Raw genomic sequence first — 14,472 nt, 5'->3', positions numbered from 1 at the left:
TAAATTATAATTTAATTAATTTTTAATTAGTTTTTTAGTAATAAACTGTTTACCAGAATTAATTTGCAATAGATAAATTCCTTTTGTGAAATCTGAAATATCAATGCTGTTTTTGCTTTTAGTAACTTCTGAAGTTTGAACCAACTTCCCTAATACATTGTAAATTTTAATAGTTGCATCTTCTGTTACACTAAAATATATTCTATTTCCATTTGTTGGGTTTGGAAACATTTTAAAAGATTCAAAAATAATATTTTGTGTACTTAAAGTAGAAGTATGACTACCAATACCGTCAAAAGTATTTTCTGGAAAAGCAGTCCATTCACCTTGTAAATCAAAAGTTGTGTTTGGTGCGCTGATATCTCCATTTCTTCTTAGCGTTACGTTTTCTGCAAAATTAGCACTACTTCCGAAAACTCCAATAATATCAATTAATACATCATCTTTAAATAAAGCTACAGCATCATCTCCATTAAAGTTAACAGGTTGCCCGTAAGCTGTATCTTGAATGTTTGGTTGTACTAAATCGACTTGACCAGTTGGGTTAGCTGCTGAGTTTGGTTGTAATTCAGGAGCAGAATTATCTCCGTTTCCAACAACAAAAACATCTCCAGGAACAATACTTTGTACAGTTCCGCTATTTAATGCTAATGGAGTTGTCCATACAGAAGCGCCATTTCTTTCTAATTTTAAAACATAACCAGATAGATTTACTGTTCTACCTGTTAAGTTAACAATTTCTATTGCTTTATTTGTTCCTCCATCTCCTTCTACATATTCTGTAATAAATAATTCTGAAGCAGCCCCTCCAGATGCTCCATCTGTTGTAGTTGCATTTACAGCAGTACTTTGTGCTGATTTATTATCATCTGCATCTTTTGCTAAAACAGTTATGCTGTAGGTAGTGGTAGTAGATAAACCAATAATAGCATAAGTTGTTGCAGTAGTACTAGCTTTAAAAGTAGCATCAACAAAAATATCATAACCTACTACTTCATTATTATCTGAAGATGCAGACCAGTGTACATTAAAAGAACTATCTGTTATATCTGTAATTGTAACGTTTGTTGGTACTGATGGCGGCGTAGTATCTGCTAAGGTTTTTCCTGTAACTATATTACTTGCTTCAGATTTATTAATTAAATCTTTTGCAATTACCTTAAAATTATAAGTAGTATTTGTTTCTAAACCTGTAATAGAAGCAGATGTTGCAGTTGTTGTTTGTTTTGTTAAAACATCATTAACATAAACTTGATATTGTGTTACACCAATATTATCAGTAGCTTCATCCCAAGATACATCTATAGATGTTAATGTAATATTACTTAGGGTAACATTTGTAGGAGTAGAAGGAGCTTCTGTGTCGCTACTTGTATAAATTCCCCAAGTATCTTCTGCATTATCTCCTCCCCAAATTCTAGTTGCTAAAAAAGGATTGTCAATAAATGGATTTCTATTTCCTTGTGCATACGTATTTGATGTGTTTTCATGGTATATATTTCTTACTTTCTCAAAATCAGAAACAGGATCTTCTCTGTTCCATTTTAAGAATAAGTCAATCATCTCATCAGGAGTAAATTGTTTGTCTCCAACACCAACATTTGTAGGTAAACATTGGTCTCCATAACGAAGATACATATACATAATAATTCTAGAGACATCTCCTTTCCATTCATCTCCAGGATACCAACCTCTTGTGTTTGCACCATCTGGTCCGTTATAAGTTATTGAAGAACGTCCAGAGTTTCCATTACCAAATGCAAATTTATAGTTATTTCTTTCTGAATTTCTATTTTTATCTGCAGGCCTTAAATTATGTGCATCTGTTCCTGCACCCGGATTATTTGTAACTAAACTAGGGTTTGCTAAAGATTTAGAAAAAACATGTTCTCTATTCCATAACATACTACTTGATGAACTACCATCTTGAAATGTATTATCACGAGTTCTGTCGTTTGTATCATCTTGATCAGTACCATTTTCCCATCCATAAATTAAGACTACTTTAGAGGTATCTGTATCTTTATCTGTAACTTTAGAAGCTTCCCAAACACCAGGAGTATAACTTAGTGGATTACTGTGTGTACCTATGATTTTGGCAGCTAATGCATCTTTTAAATCAATTCCAGTCAACTGCAAGTTAACATCATTATAATATTGCTCTTGAGAAAAAGAGATTGAAAACGAAGAAATAAAAATTATGAAAAGTAGTTTTTTTATCATGTTATTGAATTAAAATTAAATAAAAATTACTTTTCTTTTTCTAGCAATGAAAAATTTTTAATGTAAAAGTATGAATTTTATTTTTTCTCTAAAAGTGCCATATAAAATCCGTCAAAACCAGAAATATGGGCTAGTACTTTTTTATCTGAAACAAAGGTAAAATATTTTCCTGCTTCAGATGTTAAGAAACTATTAACTTGTTCTTGATTTTCTGATGGTAAAATAGAGCAAGTTGCATACACTAATTTACCTCCTGGTTTTACCATTTTAGAATATTGTTGTAAAACATCTTGTTGTACTTTTTTAATATTATCTATAAATTCTGGCTGTAATTTCCATTTAGAATCTGGGTTTCTACGTATAACACCTAATCCAGAACAAGGAGCATCAATTAAAACTCTATCTGCTTTACCGTGTAATTTTTTAATTGGTTTTGTAGAATCAATTACACGCATATCTATGTTGTGAGCTTTGTTTCTTTTAGCTCTAACTTTTAATTTACGCAATTTACTTTCGTAAATATCCATAGCAATAATTTGCCCTTTATTTTGCATTAAAGCTGCAAGATGTAATGTTTTACCTCCAGCACCTGCACAAGTATCTACTACTTTCATGCCTGGTTTTACATCACAATAAGCAGCAACTAGTTGAGAAGATGCGTCTTGTACTTCGAAATAACCATTATGGAAAGCTTCTGTTCTAAAAACATTTGCTCTTTCAGGTAATACTAAAGCATCTGGATGATGAGGTACAATTTCTGTAATAACATTTTCTGCTCTTAATTTCTTTTGAAGAATTTCTCTAGAAATATTAAGTGTATTTGTTCTTAAAATAACTTTTGCTTGTTCATTTAAAGCAGCAATTTCTTTGGTCCAAACTTCTTCACCTAATTCAGATGCACAAATTTTATCCATCCAATCTGGTATAGATTCTCTAAATTTTCTAGTTTTAGACAATTCTGCAAAACGACCTTTAATTCTTCTTTCTGGTACGTCTCCTATTTGGTTCCAATCTGGTAAAGCAATTCCTCTTAAGATACACCATACAGAGAATAATCTCCAGATATTATCTCTATCAAAAGGAGCTTTTACTTCTGCAATTTCTGCGTATAATCGGTTCCAGCGTACAATGTCGTATATGGTTTCTGCAACAAATTTACGATCTCTTGCACCCCAACGTTTATCTCGTTTTAATGCTTTTTCTACTGCTTTATCTGCGTAAACACCTTCATTAAAAATATCTCTAATGCTGTCTATAACTGCAAAAGTTAAGTTTCTGTGTAATCTCATTTTTTTCTTTGGAATGGGGCACAAATGTACGAAATCTGCTTTATGTATACTGAATTTTGGTTTATTTTTAAAAGATATTCAATATTCATTGATTAAGGTACTTATCTATTATTAATTCCCTTAGAAGGTTAAAAGGAAATTATTCTATTTACTTTGAGTTGTAGGTTTTATTATAGATAAAAACTCCATCAATTTAAATTGATAGAGTTTTTAATTATTCTATAGTATTATTTTATTTTTTTGTCTTCTAATAATTGTTAATAATGCTAATAATATTGCAACAATTAAGAGTATCGGTATTCCATTATCAATAGGAAGTCCTGGTGGAGGAGGAGGAGGAACTGGTGGTGGAACTATTTGTATTAATGCCATTGTAAAATCTATTTTTTAAGTTAAAAAATAGAAAAGGATTTCTTAAAAGCGGGGGCATTTGAAAATTATGATAAGAGTAAAATGTTCTTAATAAAATCTCTTATTAACCTTTTTCTATATAATTTTGTTTGTTATTATAAAAGTGTATTTATAAAATTTACAAATACACTTTTATTTATTATTCTATTACTATCTTTTTAGAACTTTCTCCCTTGTCTGTTTTTAATTTAACAATATAAATACCTGTAGGTAATTGCTGTTTTATTTTAAGCTCTAACTTATCTTGTTGTTCTTCAATTTTCCAAGAATTTACTTCTCTTCCTAATATAGAATATAACGCTACTTCATCAATAAGTATATCCTCTTTTTTAGAAATCACTAATTGTTTATTTTTATTATCAGCATAAACATTGGTAAACCCGTTTAGAATATCACTATTTTCTGTAGATAAAGTTGAACTTGGTTTAAAAGCTAATACAAAACGATCTGTATATACACCTGCATCTAGAGTTAATTGTACTTTGTTATTAATCAATTCATAAGAAGTTTCAGTTAATTTATCTGTAATATAGACATCTCTATTTACATTTTTCATTTCATCTATAGTAATTGTTATTTCTCCAGAATATCCCATAGAAATTTCAAGTGGTACTTCTAAATCATCAGACATTGCAGGAACTCCAGAGATAATAAATTTTCTATCATCAGTAGGAAATTTCCAATAAAAGTCAGTACTACCAACATCATATATTTCAGAATCATATCCATTATCGTAATCAAAAGAAGTATATTGACTAAAACCAACAGCAATTTGTCTATGATATATATTACTATCTATAGTGCTATTATATTCCATACCAAGTTTAATTACTGGAATATTTGCAATACTATTTGCATCAGATTTAGTTGCTGAAGATTTTAAGAAAACAGATTCAGTTCCTTCAGTTTTATATTCTCTTTGACTATTATTAAATTCAATGGTTCCTCCATCAGTATCATCACCTTGTACAAAGAATCCTTGACCAATGGCAATATAAGCTTTTGGTTCTGTATACTCATAATCAAAATCATCTCCACCTAAACTTGGTGCACATGCTATTTGACCATCTTCATCATATAAATTAATATAATCGATATATAATGGATTAGTTAAGACTACTTCGTTATTTGAAACTAAAGTATTTGATGTCGTTAGATTACTTTCATCAATAATTATTGAAATATTATCTAAAGCTTCAAAACAATGGTCAATATCATGAATAATAAATGAGCCTTCTGTTTGTGGTAAAGTTATTGGGTAATCTCCTTCAAATTCTCCTTCTACTTTCAAAATAATATCGATATCAGTATTTGACATATATCTTATTTTTAATGTATCTGCACCTCTTGCAATATCTTCAAACTTTATTAAACTACCAATAGTATCTAATTTTACTACATTAATATTAGTAGTAACATCATTATCTGGTAATTCCTCAGATACTGCAGTGATTATATCTGCAGCTTCTGCTTCTAGTTTAAGATCTACACCACTCTCATTAGTTGCAGCTTCTTTAGCAGTAACTCCACCTAAAAGGTTAACAGTAGCATAACCACCAATATATCCTGCAAAATTATGTCCTGCACTTCCTTCATTGACTGTTATTTCACCGGCATGTTCCCAGAAATATAATGTACCAGAAATAGTATTAATATTATCTTCTATAAATTCTTTTACACTTAAGGCAGAACTATATGGGTTTGCTATTAAATATGATTCGTCTTTAGCTACAGATGTAGTTAATAATCCATCTTTAGGAATACCTAAGAAAGTGTAATTTTGAGTTCTTCCAGGACCTTTAAAAATAAATCCATCTGTATTAGGAATTTCACCTCCATTGTATTTATGTGCCCAATTAGACCTACCACCGTCAAAAGCAGCATAAGTATATATCCAGTAATCTGCTAAAGAAATAGGAGAAGCATCGAAATTACCATCATAACCACCAATCCAATTAATATCTTTTGCAATATCTGTATTTATAATACCTGTAAAATTTGTAGGATTTGTTCCATCTTTTAATATATTACCTAAAGTATATGTTGAAGAACCAGAACTACTTTTTACAGGAGATCCCATGTAATTGTATCTATATTTACTAGGAACTGTTGAATTTTGGTCTACTAATAATTGCCCAGTACCTGTTACTAAAGATGCTGTTGTATGTGTTTGGATTAATTGGGATTTACTTTCTCCAGAAGAATCAATTAAACGAATATCTCCATTTAAAACAACATCATATGTAACTACTAATAAATTATCTGTTATTCCTAATTTACGAGAATTATTAACAGTTAATTTTCTTGCACTTAATCTATCTGTTGAATGATTATAATCTTCATCAATAATCACAAAACGAGATCTATCTGGATATCCATTATTCCAAGCATTACCTGTTCTTGTTGTTACATCAATTCTATGCAATCCTAATAATGTATTTGCATCTGTATTTGAACTTTGAATCTCTGAAATTAAAGGATCATGAGGATGTCTTTCTGCACCGCCTGCACCTAATAATCTGTAAGGATCTAAAGCATCATCTATAAACACCACCCATTCACTTTCTGTGTAAGTTGTATTTGGAACCAAAGTTTCATCTATTCTTACATACGAAGTTTTATCTGCAAATTCTGAAACAACATCATATCTGTTTGCCCAAGAAGTAACGTTAGTAGTTGTAGACAAAGTAATGATGTCATCTGCACCATCAAAATCTGTTAAATCATCATTGGTTACACTAACAGCTCCACTATTGATATTTGTTACAACATTTGCTGAATTACCAAATATTACAGACTGACCAGGAGAAAGTTCTGAAGTAACTGTAAAAGTTACATCTGGAGTTACGCCGGTTTGGTCTCCGGTTTTATTTTTATACAATTGTATTTTAATACTATAAGCAGGAATACTATCATCACCATGAATATTGGTGATTTCTATCCATTTTTCTGTACCAAATTGATATACTTGAGTAATCATTGGAATTCCTTGTAAGTTATTATCTACAGTTGTTAAGTACAATGTTGCCGTGTCACACGCTTGTGGTGTTCCATTATCACAAACTTGGTAAGTAACTATTTCTGTACCTACAAAGTCATTTGCAGGAGTATACTTATAGCTACCATCTGTATTTATAACCAATGTTCCTCCACTAGATAATGTATTAGAAGTACTACCATCTACTGTTAATATTCCAGCATCACTTGTTGCGCTAGAAACTACTGGAGTTCCTATTGCATCTGGATTCGTATCATTTTCTAATACACTTCCAGTTTGTGCTACATCTTGTAAACCTGTATTGGCATCATCATTAGCATACACATCATTGTCTGTTGCATTGGCAGGGTCCACAGTGATTGTTAAAGTAGCAGTATCTGTACCACTATTTCCATCACTAACTGTATACTCAATTGGTACTTCACCTGTAAAGCTACTGTTTGCAGTAAATACAACTTCACCATTTACCAAACTAGCTTGTCCTGCTAAAACACCATTTTCATCATAAACATCTTGAGATGTTGTTGTTAATAAAAATGTAGTACCTGTTGAGCTTAAACCTGTTGCTTCGCTTACTGTTAAAGTATCTCCGTCTAAATCTGAATCATTACTTAAGATAGTTGAAGTAACTGTTTCACCAGCTTCTACACTGTTCGTATCATCTTGAGCGATTGGAGGGTTATTACTACCATCAACTGTTAGAGTAGGTATAACAACAATTGTTAATTCAGCAGTTTCACAAGTCTGTGGTGTATCATCATCACAGGCTATATATGTAATTGTTTCTGTACCAGTAAATCCTGTAGTTGGTGTAAAAGTATATTCACCTGTTTCTGGATCTATAGTAATACTACCATTAGGTGTACTAATAGGTGTTCCTGCTGTAGGAGTAGTATCTGGAATACCATCACCATCTGTATCTATTTGAGAAACAGCAATATCACCACCATCAGGATCACTATCATTTGTTAAAACATTACCATCTACTGGCGTGTTTATTGGTGTTTGATTGATGTCGTTTTCTGTATCTATACTATTGCTATCTACAGTTGTTAAGTACAATGTTGCTGTGTCACATGCGTTAGGTGTTCCATTATCACAAACTTGGTAAGTAACTACTTCTGTACCTACAAAACCATTTGCAGGAGTATACGTATAGCTACCATCTGTATTTATAACCAATGTTCCTCCACTAGATAATGTATTAGATGTACTACCATCTACTGTTAATATTCCAGCATGACTTATTGCGCTAGAAACTACTGGAGTTCCTATTGCATCTGGATTCGTATCATTTGTTAATACACTTCCAGTTTGTGCTACATCTTGTAAACCTGTATTGGCATCATCATTAGCATACACATCATTGTCTGTTGCATTGGCAGGGTCTACAGTGATTGTTAAAGTAGCAGTATCTGTACCATTATTTCCATCACTAACTGTATACTCAATTGGTACTTCACCTGTAAAGCTACTGTCTGCAATAAATACCACTTCACCATTCTCCAATTTAGCTTTTCCTGCTAAAACACCATTTTCATCATAAACATCTTGAGATGTTGTTGTTAATAAAAATGTAGTACCTGTTGAGCTTAAACCTGTTGCTTCGCTTACTGTTAAAGTATCTCCGTCTAAATCTGAATCATTACTTAAAATAGTTGAAGTAACTGTTTCTCCAGCTTCTACACTGTTCGTATCATCTTGAGCGATTGGAGGGTTATTACTACCATCAACTGTTAGAGTAGGTATAACAATAATTGTTAATTCTGCAGTTTCACAAGTCTGTGGTGTATCATCATCACAGGCTATATATGTAATTGTTTCTGTACCAGTAAATCCTGTAGTTGGTGTAAAAGTATATTCACCTGTTTCTGGATCTATAGTAATACTACCATTAGGTGTACTAATTGGTGTTCCTGCTGTAGGAGTAGTATCTGGGATTCCATCACCATCAGTATCTATTTGAGAAACAGCAATATCACCACCATCAGGATCAATATCGTTTGTTAAAACATTACCATCTACTGGCGTGTTTAAAGGTGTTTGATTAATATCGTTTTCTGTTTCTATATTAGGAAGATCTCTGTAATCTAAATCACCAGCACCTGGGTTAAAGTCTCCATCCTCATCATTATATGCATCTTCTAAAGAAGTTTCATCCGTTACTTTATCATTTGTTCCTAAACCATCATTTACAGTAGAGCCAGTTGTAGAAGAATCATCATTATCATCAAAATTATCATCTAATCCATCATTATCTGCATCTGTTCCTGCTAAAGTGTTATCAGTATCTCCGTTTTCATTGATATCAGTAATACCATCATTATCTGAATCTGAATCTAAATAATCTGGGTTATCTGTACCATCTGTATTTTCTGGAGTAATACCAATAACAGTTCCCACTTCATAAGCGTCATCTACACCGTTATTGTTATCGTCTGTAATACCTGTACCAACACCACTTGGCGCTTCATAATCTAAAGAAGTTTGTCCTTCAATATTATCTGGAATACCATCATTATCTGCATCAATATCTAAGTGATTTAAATACCCATCTCCATCTGCATCTCCATTAGGGTATGAATTAGGTACACCATCATTATCAGTATCTTCTCCTGTAACAATTAACGCATTGGCTGTGTTTTCTGAAGTTCCATCTTGTCCAACATCACCATCTACTGTGTCGTTAAATCCATCTTCATCTGTATCTGTAAAACCGTCTGCTTTACCATCATTATCGGTATCTGCACCTCCAGTTTCAACTACATCTGTAATTCCATCATTGTCAGAATCTAAATCTTGTGTATCTGGCACTCCATCTCCATCTGTATCTAGATTTGCAATTGCTGTTCCTTCATTATCTGTATCGTAACGATCGTCTAAACCATCATTATCTGTATCATTTACTAATGTACCATCGGTGTTAATATCATCTATTAACCCATTTCCATCTATATCTTCTCCTCCAGCTTCAACTAAATCTGGAATACCATCATTATCAGAATCTAAATCAAAATGGTTTGGAATACCGTCACCGTCATTGTCATATACGTCAGGTATACCATCCCCATTTGTATCTGTATAGTCAGTTCCTGGATTACTACCAACAGTATTATCAGAAGTATCTAAGTAGTTAGGGATTCCATCCCCATCTTCATCTGCATCATGTAAATAAATTCCACTTTCTTCTATATCTAAAATTCCATCATTATCATCATCTAAATCAAAAAGGTCTGGAATTCCATCATTATCATTATCTTGTATATCTCTATAATCTACATCACCAGTTGTTAATACATCAGCATTTTCATCATCAAAATTATCTGTTTGTGTATTATCATATTCTCCATTAACATCTGTATATCCTAAATCTGTATCGCCTGTTTCTACAAGATCATTTAATCCGTTAACTCCAAAAGTTCCTGTAGAAGTTCCATTACCATCATTTGGTAAGTCACTACCAGATTCTTCAACATCAAATAAACCATCTCCATCTGAATCTAAATCTAGATAATCTGGAATTGTGTCTGCACCAATAACTGCATTAGCATCAGTATTTACAGCTGTAAGACCTAATGAATCTGCTCCATCTGCTGTACCATTTGGAGTTGCATCATAAGCATCATCTAAACCATCATTGTCTGTATCATTTCCTGAAGGCTCTATATAGTCTACAGTAGATTGTGCTTCTATACTATCTGGAATTCCGTCATTATCTGCATCTAAATCTAAATGATTAGGGATGCCGTCTAAATCTACATCAGTATTACCAAATACCTGAACTTCAGCTAAACTTAGAGTACCTGTACCTTCTAATCTAACCCTAACATATTGTCCTTCAACATCATTAATACTAAGATTAATATTATCAGTAAGACTTCCAGAATGATTATATGAGTAAACAACATTAAGATTTTCATCTAGAATTTCTACAATAAAATCGTCTAATCTTTGGTAACAACAAGAATCAGTTCTATTATATATTGTAATATTATTTATAGATTCTGTAGAAGATAAATCTAGTAACCAATAAGGGTCTGTTTCTGTACTTGTATGTGTTACAGATCCGTTACTCCAAGATCCGTTAGTATCACCATCAATAGCATTACTAGCTACACCTCCATAACCTGTAGAACTTTGTGTTGCAGTAGCTCCTGATTGCAATGCAAAATTTGTAGATTCTACTGTGTCAAGTATTCCATCATTATCATCATCAATATCAATACTATTTGGTACACCATCATTATCTGTATCTTTAATGTCTCTATAATCTAGATCTCCTCCAGAATTTAAATCATCATCTTCATCTCCTAAATTACTTGCATTTGGGGTGTTAATATCATCATTTACATCATAACCATCATTATTATCTGCTCCTTCAAAATTATCATCTAAACCATCATTATCAGTATCTGTTCCTGACAATGTATTATTAGCATTTCCGTTTTCATAAATATCAGGAATACCGTCATTATCTGAATCTGCATCTATATAATCTGCTGTATCTGTACCATCTGTATTTGTTGGAGTTATTCCAATGATAGCATTATTTTCATATGCATCATCTACACCATTATCATTTGTGTCTAAGAATGTAGTACTAGGAGGAGTGTAACCACTAGTAGTTTGTGCTTCTATATTATCTGGAATACCATCATTATCTGCATCGATGTCTAAAAAATTAGGAATACCATCATTATCTGTATCAGTTGGAGTAGTACCTGTACCTGAAGAGCTAGGAACTCCATTTGTAGTTGTTGTAGTACCTACAGTTCCATCTGCTTTACCATCATTATTAGTATCTGTACCTCCAGCTTCAATTACATCAGTTATACCATCATTATCCGAATCTAAATCTAAATGATTTGGAATTCCATCATTATCTGTATCTAAACTTTGACAAACTGAAAATTCTATATCTCCAAAAATAAATCTTGAAGTACTTGCAGGTGTTGATCCAGTTAAAGATGCCTCAACAATAGGGATTGCAGTAATAATTAGGTGCTTAATTTGTTGAGTACTATTAATTGTTAACCAATGGTCTTCATTTTCATCTACAGAATTAACTGTTACACTAGAGTAGTATACATCATCAGGGTTAATAGTAAGGCTAGATCCTGCAGTTATATTTAATGGGATTTCATTTCCTAAATCATCTTTTGCAGTTACTTTAATGGCATCAAAAAATGTGGTTCTTTTATCGATGTCTTTTACGTTGAAGTTTGTAAGTATTACAGCTTCTGAAAAGGTAAAGGTAAATGTTGCATTTTCTTCAGGATCATCAACAACTAAATCTTCCCAACCTACTCTGTATAATAGACCATCACCATTTTCATATACACCAGAATCTTGATTTCCATTACCTTCATCTGTTGTTTCTACAGCACCACTGTTGTATATACCGGTTAGTGTTACATCAACATTAGATCCACTAAGGTTTGTTTCTGTAAAATTAAAACCATAAGTATCTGTACTATTCCATTGAGTAGTTGCAGCTATTGTAGTATTACAAGCTCCTTCTTCAGTATCTAAAATACCATCATTATCATTGTCTAAATCGGCAGAATCTGGAATTCCATCTCCATCTGTATCTTTGCAAGATGCAGCTCCAGAGATTGTAACAGTTATATCACAATCTGGGTTGTCTACATCTGTTATTGTTACTATTTTATCTAGACCATCTGCTCCATCAGTAATAGTAAAAACGTTATCTGTTTTATAAGTACCGGTACTTATTGTTGTACCAGTTATATTATATGTTGTACTTGCACTATTACTACCTACTAAGTTTAATGTAAACTGTAAATCACCATTATTTACACAAGAACCTGTTATTACTCCAGGATCTTCGAAACAAGGTACACTACCATCTAAGTTTGCACAAATCTCTGTAGTAACTTTAGGATTGTAACAAGTTTCATCTGACTCACAATTAAAGGTAACTCTATCTTGTATATCAGCAGATGGAAAGGGAGAGGAAGAAAAAGCATATTTAATATTAAGATTAGGACCTAGAGGTCCTTTGAAACTAGATTGACTACCAATTTCTATATAACCCGTTTTGTCGTCTGTTGTTGGTGGACCTGTAAGGTTTCCTTCACCTTGAGCTGCTCCTCCTATATCAGTAAAGCCTTCTGTATAAAATTCACCTTGTACATTCATACTTCCAGGAGTTGTAAAAGTTCCATAGTTATAAAACTTGGCATTAGCACCACCCATTGATAATTCACCAGTAGTTATAATAAAATTACCAGTATTTGTAACAGTACCACTATTCATATTAAATGATTGACCAGAGGTAATAGTACTACAATTTACAAGAGTAGAGTATTGGCTAATTGCAAAATTACCACCAATTGTCATTATATTTTGGTTTCTGAAATTACTATATGTTGTAGATGTACCAGAAGAAGAAGCATTAAGTGCATTTGCAACTATCACTGTTCCTAGGTTATCAAACTCATTTATAGAATTACTAGAAAGGTTTAAGGTACCAACATCAATTAGACCTTCATTATAAATACTATTATTACTCCCTCTTATTTCTACGGCAGCGTTAGAATTTGATGATAGTATACCGTCTTCACCAATTTTTATAGTTACATTGGCATCCCAACCAGAGCTTTGAGCAATATTTAATTCACCATTTTCTATGTAAATTTCAACATCTTCACCTGTGGTTGATGATATACTAGAAATTGTTAAAGTATGCCCTAAGGAAATACAAATTATAGCACCGTCGTCAAAAGTAGCACCACTTCCATTAGAAATAGAAACATCTGCAGTTACACTAGTAATACCATTTTGAAAAACGTACCCATTAGTTTGGTTACTGTTTAACGTATAGTCAGACGTAGTACATTGGGCGTTAATATTATAAAGAGAGTTAATTAAAAATAAAATTAAGAATAATATTTTATTACTCTTAATTGAACAGAAATAAGTTTTAATTTTCATTTTTAATTGAGGTATTTTTTTTGATTTTAAATACATTTTTTTGTTAAAAAAAAACGGTTAGTTTTTTCAGTACTTATTAAATTCAAAATTAATATTTTGAATGTATGATAATAAGATTATACGTTGAAACGACATTTAATGTCGATAACTACTATGGTCTTTTCGGTAAAAAAATAATGGGGGAGGTTGCTTACTTTTTAATCTTGGTTTTCCTATTTTAAGGCACTAATTATTTCCTAAATTAAATTTAAGTTATACAATAATATATTTTGGAGGAATTAGCGCGCGAAGGTAGTGCTTTTGTATATATAATTGTCTCTTAAAATTTATAATTATTTATTTTTTTTCCTTGTAAGTTTCTTGATAAAATCGATTATTATACAATGTGATTAATTGTAGATGAATGTGAAAGTTTGTTTCTTTTAAAGGATATTTAAGATTATTAAATGATAGGTGTAATTTTTTTATTATTTTAAACAGATATTATTTTTAACTTTTGTAAAAATATTATGAATTTGCATCATCTTTTATATAAAATTACACACTATCATATATTAAAAGTCACAATTTTTTAAATAAAAATAAAGACACTCT

The 14,472-nt window shown here is 31.8% G+C and carries 4 protein-coding genes; all 4 read right to left on the bottom strand.

All coding sequences use genetic code 11. From position 1 onward, the window contains the following. Window positions 1-15: 15 nt before the first annotated feature. The gene (locus PHEL85_RS17265) at window positions 16-2,223 is read right to left on the bottom strand and encodes an endonuclease (protein WP_052108458.1); all 2,208 of its coding nucleotides are present in this window, start codon (window positions 2,221-2,223) and stop codon (window positions 16-18) included. A gap of 77 nt (window positions 2,224-2,300) precedes the next feature. Further along, window positions 2,301-3,512, bottom strand: coding sequence for an RsmB/NOP family class I SAM-dependent RNA methyltransferase (locus PHEL85_RS05405; protein ID WP_036822072.1), 1,212 nt, complete (start codon window positions 3,510-3,512; stop codon window positions 2,301-2,303). Between the two features lie 219 nt (window positions 3,513-3,731). Continuing rightward, the gene (locus PHEL85_RS17745; protein ID WP_156109109.1) at window positions 3,732-3,884 is read right to left on the bottom strand and encodes a hypothetical protein; all 153 of its coding nucleotides are present in this window, start codon (window positions 3,882-3,884) and stop codon (window positions 3,732-3,734) included. A gap of 178 nt (window positions 3,885-4,062) precedes the next feature. Beyond that, window positions 4,063-13,878 carry an Ig-like domain-containing protein gene (locus tag PHEL85_RS05400; protein WP_162179429.1) on the bottom strand — a complete coding sequence of 3,272 codons (9,816 nt, stop codon included), beginning with the start codon at window positions 13,876-13,878 and terminating at the stop codon, window positions 4,063-4,065. Window positions 13,879-14,472 lie beyond the last annotated feature (594 nt).

It is taken from the genome of Polaribacter sp. Hel1_85 (assembly GCF_000766795.1).
Lineage (GTDB): Bacteria > Bacteroidota > Bacteroidia > Flavobacteriales > Flavobacteriaceae > Polaribacter.
This window is presented reverse-complemented; position numbering and strand designations above follow the sequence as displayed.